Annotated in this window: 12 protein-coding genes and 1 riboswitch; of the genes, 5 read left to right on the forward strand and 7 right to left on the reverse strand. The window is 42.5% G+C overall.

Features of this window, described 5'->3' with window-relative positions; genetic code table 11:
• Positions 1-32: 32 nt before the first annotated feature.
• Both pstC and pstS read right to left on the reverse strand, forming a co-directional pair.
• Complete coding sequence (gene pstC, locus IPZ60_RS01965; RefSeq protein WP_194196189.1) at positions 33-986, reverse strand: phosphate ABC transporter permease subunit PstC; 954 nt, start codon at positions 984-986, stop codon at positions 33-35.
• Positions 987-1,152: 166 nt separating this feature from the next.
• Positions 1,153-2,325 carry a phosphate ABC transporter substrate-binding protein PstS gene (gene pstS / locus IPZ60_RS01970; RefSeq protein ID WP_194196190.1) on the reverse strand — a complete coding sequence of 391 codons (1,173 nt, stop codon included), beginning with the start codon at positions 2,323-2,325 and terminating at the stop codon, positions 1,153-1,155.
• Positions 2,326-2,617: 292 nt separating this feature from the next.
• Positions 2,618-2,762: riboswitch (TPP riboswitch) on the forward strand.
• Positions 2,763-3,013: 251 nt separating this feature from the next.
• Here pstS and thiC point away from each other — a divergent pair.
• Both thiC and IPZ60_RS01980 read left to right on the forward strand, forming a co-directional pair.
• Entirely contained in the window at positions 3,014-5,062 is a 2,049-nt protein-coding gene (gene thiC / locus IPZ60_RS01975) for a phosphomethylpyrimidine synthase ThiC (RefSeq protein WP_227669197.1), read from the forward strand.
• A gap of 346 nt (positions 5,063-5,408) precedes the next feature.
• A complete protein-coding gene (locus IPZ60_RS01980; RefSeq protein WP_194196191.1) occupies positions 5,409-8,693 on the forward strand; it encodes an autotransporter domain-containing protein in 3,285 nt (1,094 codons plus the stop codon).
• Positions 8,694-8,738: 45 nt separating this feature from the next.
• On the opposite strand, the gene IPZ60_RS01985 is transcribed toward IPZ60_RS01980, so the two are convergent.
• From IPZ60_RS01985 to IPZ60_RS01995, 3 genes are all read right to left on the reverse strand, one after another.
• The gene (locus IPZ60_RS01985) at positions 8,739-9,737 is read right to left on the reverse strand and encodes a hypothetical protein (protein WP_194196192.1); all 999 of its coding nucleotides are present in this window, start codon (positions 9,735-9,737) and stop codon (positions 8,739-8,741) included.
• Between the two features lie 185 nt (positions 9,738-9,922).
• Entirely contained in the window at positions 9,923-10,813 is an 891-nt protein-coding gene (locus IPZ60_RS01990; protein WP_194196193.1) for a fructose bisphosphate aldolase, read from the reverse strand.
• A gap of 182 nt (positions 10,814-10,995) precedes the next feature.
• On the reverse strand, positions 10,996-11,844 hold the full coding sequence (locus IPZ60_RS01995) for an EamA/RhaT family transporter (protein ID WP_194196194.1): 849 nt from the start codon (positions 11,842-11,844) through the stop codon (positions 10,996-10,998).
• 350 nt (positions 11,845-12,194) lie between these two features.
• On the opposite strand from IPZ60_RS01995, the gene IPZ60_RS02000 reads away from it, so the two are divergent.
• From IPZ60_RS02000 to IPZ60_RS02010, 3 genes are all read left to right on the forward strand, one after another.
• Positions 12,195-14,102 carry an ABC transporter ATP-binding protein gene (locus IPZ60_RS02000; protein ID WP_194196195.1) on the forward strand — a complete coding sequence of 636 codons (1,908 nt, stop codon included), beginning with the start codon at positions 12,195-12,197 and terminating at the stop codon, positions 14,100-14,102.
• A gap of 90 nt (positions 14,103-14,192) precedes the next feature.
• Entirely contained in the window at positions 14,193-15,083 is an 891-nt protein-coding gene (locus tag IPZ60_RS02005; protein ID WP_194196196.1) for an alpha/beta fold hydrolase, read from the forward strand.
• 20 nt (positions 15,084-15,103) lie between these two features.
• Positions 15,104-15,721 carry an alpha-ketoglutarate-dependent dioxygenase AlkB gene (locus IPZ60_RS02010; protein WP_194196197.1) on the forward strand — a complete coding sequence of 206 codons (618 nt, stop codon included), beginning with the start codon at positions 15,104-15,106 and terminating at the stop codon, positions 15,719-15,721.
• Here the strand turns inward: IPZ60_RS02010 and IPZ60_RS02015 are convergent.
• Together IPZ60_RS02015 and IPZ60_RS02020 are read right to left on the reverse strand one after the other, a co-directional pair.
• Positions 15,718-16,713, reverse strand: a complete 996-nt coding sequence (locus IPZ60_RS02015; RefSeq protein ID WP_194196198.1) for an NADP-dependent oxidoreductase — start codon at positions 16,711-16,713, stop codon at positions 15,718-15,720. The two genes, IPZ60_RS02010 and IPZ60_RS02015, sit on opposite strands and share 4 nt — an antisense overlap.
• 142 nt (positions 16,714-16,855) lie before the next feature.
• Complete coding sequence (locus IPZ60_RS02020) at positions 16,856-17,614, reverse strand: endonuclease/exonuclease/phosphatase family protein (RefSeq protein WP_194196199.1); 759 nt, start codon at positions 17,612-17,614, stop codon at positions 16,856-16,858.
• Positions 17,615-17,767: the final 153 nt, after the last annotated feature.

The raw sequence follows: 17,767 nt of genomic DNA on the forward strand, positions 1-17,767 counted from the left end.
ACTGACTCAATGAAACTGAGGCAATCTAACGACTAACGATTACCTGCTTTTTTGTCCATACTCATGAGCATCAGCTTAGCAAGCGATAATACGATGAAGGTAATGACAAATAAGATTAAGCCCAGATGTAATAAGGAAGCCAAATGTAGCTCACTCGACGCTTCTGCAAATTCATTTGCCAAGGCCGACGTAATCGTAACGCCTGACGTAAAGAGACTTGGACTGATATTAAAGGCATTACCAATCAAGAAAGTTACCGCCATCGTCTCGCCCAATGCACGACCCAATCCCAAGATAACACCGCCTACCACACCTGCTTTGGTATAAGGCAGAATAATCTTGAACATGACTTCCCAAGTCGTCGCACCCATTCCATAAGCGGACTCTTTAAGCAGATCTGGCACGACAGAAAAAACATCACGCATGGTGGCGGCAATGAATGGAATAATCATGATGGCCAATACCAATGAGGCGGTAAACATACCTAGCCCCATTGGTGCACCCGTAAATAGCTTACCGATGATAGGCAGTGGGCCAATGTGCTCAATGAACCATGGCTGAATGTGATCGCCAAAGAAAGGCGCAAATACAAATAATCCCCACATACCGTAAATGATAGAAGGGATACCAGCCAATAGTTCAATGGCAATGCCAAGTGGTTTTTTTAAGAACTTTGGGCACATTTCGGTTAAAAATATGGCAATACCAAAGCTGACTGGAACGGCAATTAAGATAGCGATAAATGACGTCACCAACGTGCCGTAAATAGGCGCTAATGCACCGTACTCATTAGCAACTGTATCCCAGTTATTACTGGTATAAAAGCCCAAACCAAATGCTTGAATGCTCGGCCATGCGCCGACGATTAAAGAAACTAAAATACCACCTAAAGACATTAGGACAAGAATGGCAAAAGCTTTGGTTGCATTAACAAACAAAAAATCGTAACGTTTTTGTTTAGCCAATTGGGACCTTAAATCATTCATAAGTGTCTCAGCATTGAATAGGGTTGAGTCAAAATATTAGAAATCTTTATTGGGTTTTATCACAGCAAGCTTAGGATCAAACTTACTGTGATAAAACCTCTCAAATAACTACCGGAGAATAGTTATTCGAGAGGGTAACTCTTAAAGCGTATTCAGTAGATAACCGTTACTGAGCTGGCTTGTAGACTGGTTGTCCATCACTGCCTTTCACGTCATTCCATTTGGCTTTGAATAAGGCAACAGCCGTATCAGAGAATGGAACGTAATCTAGTGCCATGGCATCATCGTCACCTTGGGTATAGGCCCAATCAAAGAAGTTCAACACGCCAGCTACTTGCTGCGGATTTTCTGGTTGCTTGTGTACTAAGATAAAGGTTGCAGCAGCGATAGGCCATGCTTGCTCAGTCTCAGAGTTGGTGATAACTTTATAGAAGCCTTCTTGCTGTGACCAATCGATGTCACCAGCCGCTGCAAAGGTTTCCGCAGAAGGTTGCACAAAGTTACCGGCAGCATTTTTCAGCGCTGTGTGTGACATTTTGTTTTGCTTGGCATAAGCATACTCAACGTAGCCGATAGAGTTTTTCATACGGTTTACGTAGCTTGATACGCCTTCGTTACCTTTACCGCCTGCACCGGTAGCAGAGGTTGGCCATTTCACAGTCTTATCAACACCGACACTGTCTTTCCAATCTGTTGAAACTTTTGCCAAATAATCAGTAAAGTTAAACGTTGTTCCTGAACCATCTGAGCGGAATACTGTAGTGATAGCTGCATCAGGCAAGGTCAAATCTGGGTTCATTGCTTTGATAGCCGGATCATTCCAGTTGCTAATTTTGCCCAAATAGATGTCTGCTAACGTTGTACCGTCTAACTGTAATTGACCAGGTTCAACACCATCGATGTTTACGATAGGTACGACACCACCGATAACCGTTGGGAACTGAATCAAACCTGCTTCGTCTAACTCTTCAGGCGTCATCGGTGCATCAGAAGCGCCGAAATCGACAGTTTTTGATTGAATCTGTTTGATACCACCAGATGAACCAATTGATTGGTAATTAACTTGACCGCCAGTCGCACCATTGTAGTCGTAAGACCATTTGGCATAGATAGGCTGCGGGAACGATGCGCCTGCACCCGTGATATTCATTGCGATATTCTCAGCAGATTTAAAACCTGTATCAGCAGAAGGCGTGCCTTGAGTCTGAGTGGTTGTTTCAGCCGTGGTGGCAGCGCTACTGGTAGTATCAGCAGCTGGCTCTGCCGTATCTGTTGACTTATTACACGCCGTAAGTACTAATGTACAACTGACGGCCACTGCTAATAACGAATAACGCATATAAGACTCCTAAAGTTTAACAACGATACAAAAAAGCATTGTTTGTGATATGCGTGCTATCTTGACAAGTTTTTATGACAGTTTAATGACAGCTGTCACAATCTTTCATTCGCTTTACATAATATTTAGGTAACCTACTTACAGCCTAGTAGTACCAATTGGTTGCTCCTGTTAATATTAAAATCATCTATCCACAAAGATATTGAACGGCGAGCGTAATACAGAAGCTGTGCCTCCAAATATCATTAGCCGTCTGTGATTATTTTTGTTAGTATGAAGAAGATTCACAACACTGACAGACTCGGGGTGCGATGTATTATTGGCCTGATTTATTGAACTTGCGTTATTAAATCAGTCGCCCTAATACATTCGCTGAGAGATCACCCGCCGAACCTGATGCGGTTAGTACCGACGCAGGGAAGTCTTAAGCACTTTGTTATTTATAGCAAGGGACGTGCAGAAATGCCTTTTTATCTTCATTACTATCTTAGTGTGCGTGATGTACTACTAAATAGTGAAGAATGATACAAAGCTGCGTCCAACGTTTGATGAGCATTATTCACGACTAAAACTGAATGTTATAGTCGTGAATAATGCTCACGAGCTGAACTTGCCCAAATTACAAATGCTACCCCCGCAGCTACTGGCGGTGTTGCTTTTATTCAAAACCAACACGCTAGGACAGCATATGACAACTTCTAATGTACAAGCAGCCCCTTCCAATACACAAGCAGCCAAGACTCATATCCCAGCTGATGATACCCTTTTGGCTTCAGAGCCAGTGCAAACGACCAACAGTAAAGCCGATAAAAAAGCAGATGCCCTAAAAACACCTGCTCACCGCACAGCCAGTGATGCACGATTCGAAGAAGACGCTCGCGACTTACACCGTATACTCCCCGCCTCTCGTAAAGTCTATATCGAAGGCTCACGCCCTGATATTCAAGTACCCATGCGCGAAATCACCCTTGACCCTACTCCTATACAGGGCGTCGATGAAGCCGATTGGGAGCAAAACCCACCTTTTTATGTGTATGACACGTCAGGCGTTTATACCGATCCCAACGTCGAGATTGATTTGACGAAAGGTTTGCCAAAGCTGCGTGAAGGCTGGATTGCTGAGCGTGGGGATACCGAACAATTAAGTGGATTGTCTAGTTCATACGGACAGGCACGCGCCCGCGATATCAGTACTGCCAACCTTAGATTTGCTCATATCGACAAACCTCGCCGTGCCAAAGATGTCGATGGAAAAACAGGCAACGTCACGCAAATGTATTACGCACGTCGCGGCATTATCACTCCAGAAATGGAATATATCGCCATTCGCGAAACACAAAAGCAGCATGAACTGACCGATATGCGTCAGCACGATGGTGAGAACTTTGGTGCTAACACGCCGACGGTTATCACCCCTGAATTTGTGCGTAGCGAAGTAGCGGCAGGTCGCGCGATTATTCCAAATAACATCAACCACCCAGAATCTGAGCCGATGATTATCGGACGCAACTTTTTGGTAAAAATTAATGCCAATATCGGTAACTCAGCACTGGGTTCTTCTATTGATGAAGAAGTGTCTAAAATGACATGGGCCACACGTTGGGGTGCGGATAACATCATGGATTTATCGACTGGCAACCATATTCACGAAACCCGTGAATGGTTGATTCGTAACTCGCCAGTACCGATTGGCACCGTACCAATTTATCAAGCATTAGAAAAAGTCGACGGCGTGGCAGAAGACCTCACGTGGGAAATCTTCCGCGACACTCTTATTGAGCAAGCAGAACAAGGCGTCGATTACTTCACTATCCATGCAGGCGTACTACTACGCTATGTGCCACTCACTGCCAATCGCTTGACGGGTATCGTCTCACGTGGTGGCTCTATCATGGCGCAGTGGTGTCTTGCCCATCATAAAGAAAGCTTTTTATATACGCATTTTGAAGACATTTGCGAAATCATGAAGCAGTACGATGTGGCCTTTAGCTTAGGTGATGGCTTACGTCCAGGCTGCTTACAAGATGCCAATGATGAAGCACAATTTGGCGAGCTACGTACCCTTGGTGAGCTGACACAGGTCGCGTGGAAGCATGACGTACAAGTAATGATTGAAGGCCCTGGCCACGTGGCGATGAACCGTATTAAAGAAAATATGGATTTGCAGCTTGAAATATGCGCAGACGCCCCATTTTATACGTTAGGGCCATTGACCACTGATATTGCACCGGGCTATGACCATATTACGAGCGCTATTGGTGCGGCGATGATTGGCTGGTTTGGTACTGCCATGCTCTGCTATGTCACACCAAAAGAGCATTTGGGTCTACCAAATAAAAAAGACGTCAAAGACGGCATCATTACTTACAAAATCGCGGCTCACGCAGCGGATCTAGCCAAAGGGCATCCAGGTGCGCAATCTCGTGATAATGCGTTATCCAAAGCCCGTTTTGAATTCCGCTGGGACGATCAGTTCAATCTGGCGCTCGACCCTGATACCGCCCGTGAGTTCCATGATGAAACATTGCCAAAAGACGCTCACAAGTCAGCGCACTTTTGCTCTATGTGTGGGCCGAAATTCTGCTCAATGAAAATCACTCAAAATGTGCGTGAGTATGCAGCAGGTTTGGATAAAGCTGCCGCGGATAAAAAGGTAACCCCGCAAACGGGTGACCTGACTGATGCAGGTCATCTGATTAAAGAAGTGGATACTGAGCTGGTTCGTCAAGTTGGTTAAGCCAGTTTAGATGAGATCCATAAAGGTATGACAGAGATGACTGAAAAGTATAATAGTGAAGGACGTCAGTTGTATAAAGAGGTATAAGCCTAACCAAAAATATATTTAGATGGTCACACATAAGCTCTGCAACAGTATTAATATGTTGCAGAGCTTTTTGCGATCTTATATTGAGCAATGATATTACAATGTCTGAAATACAGTTATGTGAGACCGATACTACCTTAAAAATATTTTATAAAATATTAAATATTCGAATAAATAGAAATAGACATTATCAATATAAAGAGTAATATACCTGTAAGAAAATTTAACATTTTTGCTAATTAAAAATCAAGGTAAAGGTATGAATCATATTTATCGTGTTGTCTTTAATCATTCTTTAGGTGTCTATCAGTGCGTGTCTGAAATTGCCAAAACTTGTGGCAAGTCTTCTGGTAAATCATCAAAGATTGCTGCAAGAAATGGCTTTACTTTACGCGCATTATCAACTGCTCTGTTTAGCGTCCTCGGACTGAGTATAGCCAGTGTGACTCATGCCATCACCTATGACAATGGCGCAGTAAACATTGTGGGCAATGGGTATAATATCGTTGACGATATCGTGAAAAATGACAGCACCATTCTGAAGAATAATGATGATGATGTGACTACCAATTATTCTATGCAGATGAGTGGTGATCAAGAGGTACCTTCACGTCTTCTGATTACAGACAAAGGAGTAGTACAGACTGACCAGTTCCAGATCAGTAACAATGCATTAATAGATATTGAAGCTGGAGGACGTTTAGAAGCTAACGATATATATACAAATGGCTACTACAGCCCAGTTAGCCAACAAATATCTAGTGATATTAAAATTGATATCAATGGGTCAGGTTCATTACTAAAGGCTCGAGACTATCTAGATATATACTCTCGAAATGCAGGAACAACCACACTTACCGTAGAAAATGGTGGTACGGCCGAAGCAAGCTCTCTAGATATGTACTCATATATTGATGACAATCAGGGCACTCAACTAGCAACAGGTGGTAAGTCTAGTGTTTATGTCAACGGTTTAGACTCATCACTTAAGATCCAAGATCAGTCATATATTGTCTCTCGAGGTTCAACCAGCACACTTACCGTAGAAAACGGTGGTACAGTCGAGATGGGTAATTTAGATGTACTCGCATTTAGTGATATAAACTCTAATACCTCTAGCAATAGTATCGTGAATGTAAGCGGTAATGGAACCTCATTGAGTGCAAATAATTTGTACACTAGTGACATTTACTTTGACAGTGTTAATAATAGTAATAATGTTATTAACATTAATATTAATAACGAAGCTATTTTAAATACTACCAATACATATACTGTTTCACCTATTAGTGTAGATACAAAAGTATTATTGGCAAGTGGTGCACAGTGGAATAACGAAGAAGCCTTATATATTGGTATTTCTGATTCTCGGTATGGCAATCCTACTCCTGAAACGGAGCTTAAAACTGCATTTTTAGAGATAGATGGAAAAGATACCAAAGTATCTACAATGGATCTTTTCGTAGGGGCTGCTGCTAGAGGTAAAGGTCAAGTTGATGTTACCGATCAGGGCACACTAGAAGTGACTCGTCAGTTGCAGCTAGGCGGCTCTGATACTGAAGGCGCAAATGCAGTAGGTGAGTTGACAGTAGATAATGCTACTTTGATCGCGCCCATCACTGTTGTAGGTGCTTTTGGCAGTGGTACATTAAACATTGTTAACAACGGTGTTGTCCAGACTCAAAATATTGAAAGATTTGAGAACTCTGCAAAATCGGAAGTCAACTTTGATAACGGTATTTTGCAGCTAACAGAATTTCAAGGGTTATTGTTTAATAAGTTTACTGGTGACAACCTCATTAATTTAGGCGCAGGCGGTGGTACGATTGATACTGCTGGATTTAACGCGCGCTTATTTGAAGACACCACTTTAGCAGGTAATGGCGCGGTCATTACAGGTAGTGGAGACTTCACCAAAGCAGGTACTGGCTTACTTGCTATGTCCACTACTGCAAAGCAGTGGACAGGTGCTACTAACATCAAACAAGGTACACTTAGTCTAGACGGCGACTACACCATGCGTGATGGTGAAATACTAGGTATTAGCTTAAATAGTCTTAATGACTATGGTCAACTAGTTGTGACAGGTGCTGCTGACATTAGTCAGGGTCAGTTGCAAGTCAATGCATCAGAAGCTGTGACAAAAATGACTGGTAGTAATGAGTGGGCAGATATTATTAGCGCAAGCAGTCGTACTGGTGAATTCACTACTATCAATGATAACAGTCCATTGGTGAGCTTTGAAGCAGATTATAGCGATGCTAAGACCGTAAATCTCAAAATGATAGTACCTGTTGTCGTTGAACCACCTGTTGTCGTTGAACCACCTGTTGTCGTTGAACCACCTGTTGTCGTTGAACCACCTGTTGTCGTTGAACCACCTGTTGTCGTTGAACCACCTGTTGTCGTTGAACCACCTGTTGTCGTTGAACCACCTGTTGATACTAGCTTCTCTCAGTCAGTGTCAAGTCAATCTAAACGAAATGATTTAGGTATTGCTTATGTCTTAGATAAAGCCATTCAGGATCGTGTGACAAACGGCGATAATGCGTTGGCTGATAGTTTGATTAGCTCGACCCTCAACTTCAATCAGTCTCAGCTTGCGACAGCTACCAACCAGTTACAGCCATTATTTATGGGCGCGACCAACCGTATCATTACTGATGCTAACTATGCAGTATCTGATGCTATTCAGGAACATAGCCAGATTGTTGCTCAACGTAACCTTTGGGCTCAACTAATTGGTAATAACGGTAGCCATGATTCAAAAGACGGCGTTACTGGTTATGATGCTGAAACATACGGTGCTATTGTAGGATTAGACGCCCCTGTTAATAGTGATCTTAATCTAGGCATTGCGTTCTCTTATATCAAGAGCGATGCTGATACCGATGGCACCAGTCTTGATCAGGAGCTAACAGCCAAGAACTGGCAAGTGCTTGGCTACGGCAACTATGCCGTAAGCGATGCGACTGATCTAAATTTCCATGCAGGTCTAGGTAAGAGCGATGTCAAAGGTGAACGTCGCATGACCATACTAACAGATGCTGTTGCACAATCTGATTATTCTGTCGATACCTTACAGGCAGGATTAGGAGTGGCGCATCGTATCGGTACTGAGCCGCGTAACTTAACCCCATTTGCACAAGTTAGCTATGCTCAAGCTGAGAGTGATGGCTACCGTGAAACTGGTGCTGGCGTTTATAACTTAGACGTTAGTGAAAATACTTATGAGTCTATGCGTTGGACAGCAGGTCTACGTTTATCACAAGCCTTAACACCGACACTTGCTGTCACCGGTCAATTAGCAGCAGCGATTGAGAATGGTGATAAATACTCTGATGTTAGTGCTAGCTTCGTTGGTATGCCTAATGACAAGTTTACGACCATTGGACAAGAGGTTGGGCGTGAAATCGGCATCGCCGGTATCGGTCTTAGCTATACGCCGATGGCTAATATGAAGATATCAGCAGGCTATCGTGGAGAATGGCGTGATAATTATGACGACCACGGCGCGAGCATCGCTTTACAAACAACCTTTTAACCGTTAATACCCTATAAAAAAAGCTTGAATCTAATTATCTTAGGTTCAAGCTTTTTTTATATTCTTCCTTTTAATCTCTATAAAAGCCACAAAGCTAATTACCAGATAGATAGGTGTCAACACTATATAACCTAATGGCAGGACCCAAATAGAGAATAAAGCTCGACTTTCTCCCGTTGCACCTTTACCAATGACTATATCCGTTACCAGTAGAAAGATATAGTAGGCTATCAAACTAAGAAAAGGGACTAGGAATCCGCCGGTCAGTATAACCACCCAACGATTCTCAGGCTGAGTTTCTTCACATCGACTCATCATGCGTAAATGTAATATACCTAGCACAAACAACGCAATGAAAGCTATAAATGGCGAGACCGCCGTTAAAACCTTAGCCGATGGACTCAGTGGTTTCTGAATAATAAAATCAATCTCTTTCGCCAGATTATCATTGAAATGTAATGGTTGATTCACAGATAATGCCGCTTTTTCATTATCGATATTGACAGTGACATGGTCAGTATCACCATCAAAATTTAGAGTGACCGTTGAACCTTGAAATAGCTGGCTCTGTGTATCACTCTGCTGCATATACTTTAAGCTATATGAGTAGGTATGTCTTGCCGTCCAATCACTACCATAATAGTGTGGATGGGCATCATAAGTAGCTATAATAGTGTGCAACCCTTGTGATAAATTTGCGTTGATATATTTAGATTCTGCTCTAAACGTTTGACCGTCTGTATCTGTAGGCAAGTAATAAAAGTCAGCCGTATCAAGCACAGTATCATCTTCCGCAAGTACTTCAACAGGCACTGATTGACCATCTATAGAGATTTCGAAATCACCACTTTGCTCAAAACTATCCAAACCATCAAACACTAATGGGAATCGAAGACCTTCATGATTATTATATAGCTCATAGGTTACCGTATAATTATCAGCGTCTTCTATAACGTTGATGTCAACTGACTCTGATATGACGTCAATACTCTTATTGAAATAAGCAGCACTTGCCCAAGTTCCTGAATAGGTGACTGATTCCATAGCTTCGCTAGAAACAGTCCAACTTAGTAACAACACCCCTATGATAGTAAATCGAAACACAATATCTCCAAGCCTTATCAAAAATAAACACAAGTTTACTATTTACTGATAAAAAAAACTATAAAAAAAATCCCAGTAAACATGACATTTACTGGGATTACAAATTCGATTCTAGTTTTTAAACTCTAACCCTTCGACGCCTCATAAATCTCTTCGATTGACGCATTAATGACACTGGCAAACGCTTCATCACTTTGCTGCTTACTCAAGCCTTCAGTAAAGGCACGTGAGAAGCTCGCAATCATACCTGGGTTTTGCTTAAGCTTATCACAAGCATCACTACGGCTATAACCACCCGACAACGCAACGACTTTTAATACTTTTGGATGATCGATCAGCTCTTGATAGAAACCCGCTTCTTCTGGTAATGTCAGCTTAAGCATGACTTGCTGCTCGTCGTTCAAACGATCTAGATTATGCAAAATACTGGTCTTCAATATGACTTCGCATTCATGCTTTTTGCTACTGTTAATATCCACTTCAGGCTCAACAATTGGCATCAAGCCTTTTGAAATAATTTGCTTTGCGACATCAAACTGCTGCTGTACAACCAGCTCGATACCATCCACATTTGGCTCGTAGATGACTGAGCGCATCTTAGTACCAAATACGGGATATTTTTTTGCTTTGTCTAATAATAGGTCTAAGTTCGGCATTGGCTTCATAACTTGTACGCCATTCATTTGCTCAGCCAGACCTTTATCTACCTTCAAAAATGGCACGATATTCTTATCTTCCCACAGATAGTTGGCCGTTGACTTGCCATTGACCTCACGCTCCATAGTATCTTCGAATAAAATCGCGCCAAGGACACGCTCATTATCAAAAGCGGTGCAAGTCATCATACGGGCACGCATCTCATGTACTAAGTCGAACATGGCTTCGTCATTGTCATAATCATCACTTATGACACCATAGTTTTCTAGCGCCTTTGGTGTGCTACCACCACTTTGATCAAGTGCTGCGATGAAACCTGAACTGGTTTTTACACGCTGTAATTGTTTTTCGTATTCCATTGAGAGTGCATCCTATTTTTATTGAATAAGGTCAAGTGTCATAAAAACAACTGCTTTTTGTCAACTTATATCAGTTTTGCTGTTTGTAGACAACCTTAACATAAGACGCTGTGTACGCCTATATCTGATAGGTTAACGCTTTCATAAGGTCGTCACAACACTCTCGTCTTTAGAATAAATCATTATGCTAAAAACAGTAGCGCCACGCAGCAAATCGCTAATGATAAACCCAATACATTAATACGATTAAGATGTTCCTTAAAGACCCCAACACCGATTAAAGTAGCAACTGCGATAACGCCAACATTCATACCAGTAAAGACGATACTAGGAGAGTCATGCATTACTTGATGTGCCCGTACGTAGGCATAGATATTACCCGTATTAAGCGCACCTAATAGCAGTCCTGCCGCAAGCGCATTTCCTTGCCAGCGCACACGAGTAACCAGTAAATAAATCAGCAGTAAGAAACCTGCTAACCCAAAGCTGACAAATAGCGTGAGTGGAAAAGCAGTACCTTGTTTGGCGACCTGTTTGAATAAGATATCAATAATGCCATAGCCTGCCCATACACCAAACAACCAAAGTGGCGTGCGTTTGGCCTGCTGACTAATCTCAGCATGCTGTGGACGATAGACCAAAGCCGCTAATGCCAGAAATCCTAATGCCAATCCCAATATATGCGTACCCGTGATCAGCTCACCAAACAATAAGAAAGAGGCCACGATAGGAATGATTAATGACAGACGTTGTGCCGCATCGGTCGCGACCATACCCACCGATTCAATTGCGCGGCCAAGTATAATGAACACGGCGGGCAGCATTACACCGAGAGCGACAATTACACCCCACGCACTACCAAGGGCACTCATCCCACTTATATCTGGTTTTAACAAAAGCCAAGTCAATAGACAAGCTACTGGATAACCAGCAACGATGGTCTGACGTATGTCTATGTTTTTTTGTCGTAATATCTTTAATAACACTGAAACAGCGACGCTACAAAGCACCGCTATCGTTAAGTACACCATGAGCTTTTACCTTGTTAAACGACAATTTTTGCGTGATGACTTTTCAAAAAACTAGAAAGTTCAAAAAAACAGCAAATTCAAAAGCTAGAAAGTTTGCATATGCAATTTTAACTGCTAAAAAGAGTGAAATCATAACATGTAACAAAATATTTTTTCGTGCCTATCAATTTGATGACTGCTATCTTACTAATAGCCAATTGACCTATACCGTTCAAATTACAATTAGCATGCAGGTCTAATTGTGAAGTTTGCTAAAATAGCGAGCAATCCTAATAACTAAAGTAAAGATTCAAAATAACGAGTGATATCGTTGATTTTGGCGTACTGCTATTGATGTTTTATGACTACCTATGAATACTCTATTTCGCTTTTTTGAAAACCGCCTGCCTGCTTTCCCCGATTCTCCTATGCCGCTGCCTTCACCTCGTGATGGCATGCTCAAATTCTTATGGGTGTGTACCAAAGGTCTACGCGGTTGGCTACTGCTATTTATGCTGTTGTCAGCAGGTATTGGTATTTATGAAGCGATGCTGTTTGCTTGGATTGGTAATATCGTCGACTGGCTCGGCGTGTATACCCCGCAGAATTTATGGTTAGAAAAAGGCGATATGCTGCTGATGATGCTAGCAGTCATGATAGTCAGCCCATTATGGATTGCCTTATCATCGTTCATTCATTTTCAGACCTTGCAAGGTGTGTTCCCTATGCAAATGCGCTGGCGTTTTCATCAGCGTATGCTTGGACAATCGATGCAGTTTTATCAAGATGAGTTTTCAGGACGTGTCTCAGCAAAGGTCATGCAAACGGCACTAGCCGTACGTGATACCGTCATGACCGTTACCGACATGTTCATGTATGTCTCTGTCTACTTTATCACCTCAGGTATTATTTTATTCAACTTAGACAGCTTACTATTAATTCCATTTATCATCTGGTTCGTCTTGGTTGCTCTGAGCATTTGGTACTTTATTCCTAAATTAAAACACACTGCTATTGTTCAGGCAGATGCCCGTGCATTGATGGTTGGACGCATTACTGATGCTTATGCCAATATCATGACCGTCAAGCTATTTAGCCATTCGCGCCGTGAGCTTGGTTATGCTAAGAATGCCATGGGTCAGTTTTTGGGCACTGTCCATGCACAGATGCGCTGGGTCAGTTATCTAGAAGTCTCGACTCACCTTATCAGTGTTATCTTAGTCAGTAGCACTGCGGGTATTGGTCTATATCTATGGCAGCAAGGGGATGTCGGTGTGGGCGCGTTTGCTGCTGCAACAGCGATGGCACTACGTTTGAATGGTCTGACACGTTGGATTATGTGGCAAACTGCCAGTTTATTTGAAAGTATCGGTACGGTACAAGATGGCATGCGCACACTGTCGGCCCCACAAACCATTGTCGATCAGCCAAGCGCACCTACCTTAGACGTATCTAAAGGCCGTATCGTCTTCGATGACGTAGATTTTAGCTATGAAAGTAATAACAATACCGATGATATTGAAAGCAACAATGTAGACGAAGCAAAGTTACCAGCAACGTCTACTATCAAGCTCCTTGATAACTTTTATTTGGACATCGCGCCAGGTGAAAAGATAGGTTTGGTTGGCCGCTCGGGGGCAGGTAAATCAACGTTGGTGAATTTACTGTTGCGCTTTTTTGATGTTGATAGCGGTAAAATCCTGATCGATGGTCAAGCGATTGATGCGGTTACCCAAGAATCTTTACGTCAACAAATCGGCATGGTCACCCAAGACACTTCTTTATTACATCGTACTGTACGTGAAAACATCGCTTACGGCCGCCCTGATGCGACCGATGAAGAAATCATTACGGCTACCAAGCAAGCCCAAGCGTGGGACTTCATCAAAGACTTGTATGATGATAAAGGCAATATCGGTCTTGATACCCAAGTCGGTGAACGTGGTGTGAAACTCTCTGGCGGACAACGTCAACGTATTGCCATCTCACGTGTTATGCTAAAAAACGCGCCGATTTTACTATTAGACGAAGCAACCAGTGCACTTGACTCTGAGATTGAATTTGCCATTACCGAAAGCTTGAATGACATTATGACAGGCAAAACGGTCATTGCCATTGCCCATCGCCTCTCTACCATTGCCGCACTTGATCGACTGGTCGTCATGGATAAAGGTCGAATCATTGAGCAAGGCAGTCATGACGAGCTATTGGCTCTACACGGCGTCTATGCACGGTTGTGGCATCGTCAAAGTGGTGGCTTCTTAGGTGAAGACAGCTAAGGCGTGTCTTCAATTCACTCTATAGTCATCTCAATAGGCTAAAAGTGGTTAATTCTCATTAAAAATCAGACACAAGGAGGTGTTTACCTTATGAAAGCATTTGCAAAAAGTATTAATATTAGTGGAAAACAAGCGCGCTACTATAATCTTAGTCGGCTTGCGCCATCGGTACCATCAAACAATGCCTCACGTGTACCGGCACATTTTTATGGTGGCAATAGCTTCACTGTTGGCACCTATCTACCACTACTAAGTGCTTTGGTAACTGACTTTGATATCAGATCCCTCGCCTTACGCGGCTATTGGTATGACAAACCACAACGTCGTCGTTTGACGCGCGAGCAAGATGCCGAAATACTTATTGAATTCCTAGAAAGAACACAAGACAAACCTATCGTCGGTATTGGTCATTCGCAAGGAGCCACTGCCACTGCAATCGCAGCAGCCAAGCGCCCAGAATTGTTTTCACAGCTATATTTGATAGAGCCTGTGACGTTTACTAAAAGACAAGCCAGACTATATAACCTCTTGCCACGTAGGTTTCTGCTGAACCGTGAGCCTTTTAAAAGCACGCTGGCCAAACAAACCATATGGTCAAGTATCGATGATTATTATGAGCATTTGCGCGCGCAATCTGCCTATCGACGTATCAGCGATGCACACTTACGGATATTCGCTGAGCAAAGCTTAATCAAAAATCCTGATAGCAGCTATACCTTGATATTTGCGCCCGAGCAAGAGCTTGCTAACTATTTTGGTGCCCCTCATATTGACAGCGCACTGAAGCAGCTCAAATGTCCTTATACGCTGATTACTGGCAAGCCTACTTTGTTTATCAATGATAAAGTGCGCAAGCAGTGGCGCAAATTCGTACCGGACAACCGCATAATATCTTTACTAGAATATGGTCACCTGTTGCCGATGGAAGCACCTGAACTATGTGCTCAAATCATCATTGAGAACTATCTAAGTAGCAAATAAGGATTTACGACAACAGACCTATGACTGATCTCTTTGCCCCTGCACCCACGGATAATCTACTACCCTACGATGGTAAGGTGAATGATATAGGTGTGATTATCGACGACGCCGATATTTTGTATAATAACTTACTAACCGACCTCCCTTGGCAAGCGGATATCGTGACATTATTCGGTAAAACCCACGTAACGACTCGACAAATCGTCTGGATGGGAGACAAAGATGCCAACTATCAATACTCAGGGCATACACGGCAGACGGTGCCATGGTCGAACATAGTGTTCCACGTGAAACAACATATTGAGCAGCAGCTATCAAGTATTGGCATTGATGGTAATTTTAATTCTTGTTTACTTAATTACTATCCTTCTGGCTCTGACGGTATGGGCTATCATGCGGATAATGAAAAAGAGCTGGGTGCTCAGCCAGTTATCGCCTCGCTATCTCTTGGTGCAACTCGCAAATTTGTTTTGAAGCATAAAAAAACTCAAGATAAAGTTGAACTTTATCTTGAGTCAGGTCAGTTAGTAGTCATGCATGGTGATACGCAAAAATTTTGGAAACACACCATTCCTAAGACTAAAACGGTCTCAGAAGGACGTATTAGCCTGACATTTCGAAAAATGGCTTTGAGCTAGTCAGCCTTCAAAACTATCTTGCCAAAGGCATCGCCCTTTTGTAGCTCATGGTGAGCGGCAACGACTTCAGACAATGGATATATTTCTTGAATCTTTAGCGTCAGCTTGCCATCAGCGACTTGCTGTAAAACACGCGCCATATCTTCACCATTACGTTGCGACTTATAACCGGCAACGTTTAAGTTTTTCTGACTACCTGCTTCTTTGAGCTTATCTACCCAAATAGTGGGTAATACATAAACATGACCTTCAGGCTTGATCACGCTAAGCGCTCGTATACCTGCATCACCGCCCACCAAATCTAACAGCACATCCGCTTGCAGCTCAGGGAATGCCTCATCCTTAGTATAATCAATCCAGCCAGTCAGCTTAGATACATCTATCAATTCATCAAGCTTGGCGTATTTTTCTGGCGAGCAAATTACCGTCACCTTGATATTATCTTGCGCCACTTTATTCATGAGTAATTGAATCAATAAATGACCGACGCCGCCTGCTGGCGCATTAATAACCACATGCTCATCTGCTTTTATATCTGCAAAATCTACAAACTGTAACGCCGTTTGACCAATACAAGGCAATGCCCCCGCTTGCTCCAACGTGACATTTTCTGGCAATTTTGCAAGCAACTTGGCATCTACTGCCGCATATTGTGCATAGCCGCAACCACTAAAGCTCAAAGCGGCCACTCTATCGCCGATGGCAAACTCGTCGCTATTACTACTGACGACCTCGCCTGCTACATCAAAACCTAAAATCGCAGGTTTATTATTGTCGAACTTTTCTGTCTGGATAGCAGTCGCTCCCCAACCCTTACCTTGACGTGTTTTATAATCGACAGGGTTGATACCAGCGTAGGCAATTTTTATCAATACTTGGTCGTCAGCCAGTTCTGGCATCGCTACATTATCTTGATATTGCATCACCTCAGGCTCGCCAAATTCACGTATGAGTACCGCATGTTGAGTGCTTGGTATTTGATTATTAGACATCGTTATATATCCTTATATGTTATCGGGCTATTTATTCTATACCCATTTTTTGATTGACACTTTATTTGATAAAGGCTGCATTTTATACAATCTTAATTTTATAGAACTTTTCTCATTATTTTTTTAGTACTTTATCGCTGTTTTATAGTAAAGCCAATTCTGCGCTAATCGGCAGATGGTCCGAAAGCGTCGACCAAGGCTTACCAGTGTGTACCCACGCATCTTTTACTTTTAGGTTACGCACATAAATACGGTCTAGGCTGAGTACGGGTAACTTTGCTGGAAATGTAGGCATTAGCTTGCCATGGCAATGTTTAAAGGCTTCGGTCATACCAAGATCATGCGCCAGTTTATCGCAAGACATTTTTTTCCAATCATTAAAATCACCTGCCAAAATCAATGGCTGATCATCAGAAATCTCATGACATATATAGTTAGTAATGGCTTCATACTGCTTAATACGATCACGCTCAAACAGATTTAAATGCGCACATAATACAACGATAGGTCGCTCCCAACCGATAGGCTGTACCTCACAGTGTAAGACACCGCGCTGCTCAAGTTTATTGACGGTAATATTGACATTATGCTTTGGATCTAACGGAAATCGGCTCAATACGGCATTGCCATGATGGCCGTTCTCGTACTCTGAGTTTTTACCATAGCTATTTTGCAGCTGCAAATACTCACCAAACCATTCATGTTGTGATTGGTCAGGGTACTCATTGTATTGCAGGTTGCGCTTGAGGTTCTGCCCTTGCACTTCTTGCAAGCACAGTATATCCGCACCCGCAGCTTCCAGTGCTTTAGCGATACCTTGCATTTTTACTTGGCGGTTCAGTGGTGACATGCCTTTGTGAATATTGTAGCTGGTTAGCACAAAAGAGGTAGTGGTTTTCATTTTATTAGTCATAGACTTAGTATTTATCAAGTAAGGATTGATAGCGCTTCTTCAAAATTTATCGCAAAAATATTTAATAAGGTGAGGTCAAGCACGCATCAATATAAAAAAGCATTGGTTCTTATTGAACCAATGCTTCCATATTATACCTAT

Origin of the sequence: Psychrobacter sp. NG25 (assembly GCF_015234355.1) — a bacterium.
GTDB lineage: Bacteria > Pseudomonadota > Gammaproteobacteria > Pseudomonadales > Moraxellaceae > Psychrobacter.

Excerpts from the sequence above, each read along its gene's own strand:
- pstC (WP_194196189.1), bottom strand. The coding sequence starts at position 986 with ATGAATGATTTAAGGTCCCAATTGGCTAAACAAAAACGTTACGATTTT.
- pstS (WP_194196190.1), bottom strand. The coding sequence starts at position 2,325 with ATGCGTTATTCGTTATTAGCAGTGGCCGTCAGTTGTACATTAGTACTT.
- thiC (WP_227669197.1), top strand. The coding sequence starts at position 3,014 with ATGACAACTTCTAATGTACAAGCAGCCCCTTCCAATACACAAGCAGCC.
- IPZ60_RS01980 (WP_194196191.1), top strand. The coding sequence starts at position 5,409 with ATGAATCATATTTATCGTGTTGTCTTTAATCATTCTTTAGGTGTCTAT.
- IPZ60_RS01985 (WP_194196192.1), bottom strand. The coding sequence starts at position 9,737 with ATGGAATCAGTCACCTATTCAGGAACTTGGGCAAGTGCTGCTTATTTC.
- IPZ60_RS01990 (WP_194196193.1), bottom strand. The coding sequence starts at position 10,813 with ATGGAATACGAAAAACAATTACAGCGTGTAAAAACCAGTTCAGGTTTC.
- IPZ60_RS01995 (WP_194196194.1), bottom strand. The coding sequence starts at position 11,844 with ATGGTGTACTTAACGATAGCGGTGCTTTGTAGCGTCGCTGTTTCAGTG.
- IPZ60_RS02000 (WP_194196195.1), top strand. The coding sequence starts at position 12,195 with ATGAATACTCTATTTCGCTTTTTTGAAAACCGCCTGCCTGCTTTCCCC.
- IPZ60_RS02005 (WP_194196196.1), top strand. The coding sequence starts at position 14,193 with ATGAAAGCATTTGCAAAAAGTATTAATATTAGTGGAAAACAAGCGCGC.
- IPZ60_RS02010 (WP_194196197.1), top strand. The coding sequence starts at position 15,104 with ATGACTGATCTCTTTGCCCCTGCACCCACGGATAATCTACTACCCTAC.
- IPZ60_RS02015 (WP_194196198.1), bottom strand. The coding sequence starts at position 16,713 with ATGTCTAATAATCAAATACCAAGCACTCAACATGCGGTACTCATACGT.
- IPZ60_RS02020 (WP_194196199.1), bottom strand. The coding sequence starts at position 17,614 with ATGAAAACCACTACCTCTTTTGTGCTAACCAGCTACAATATTCACAAA.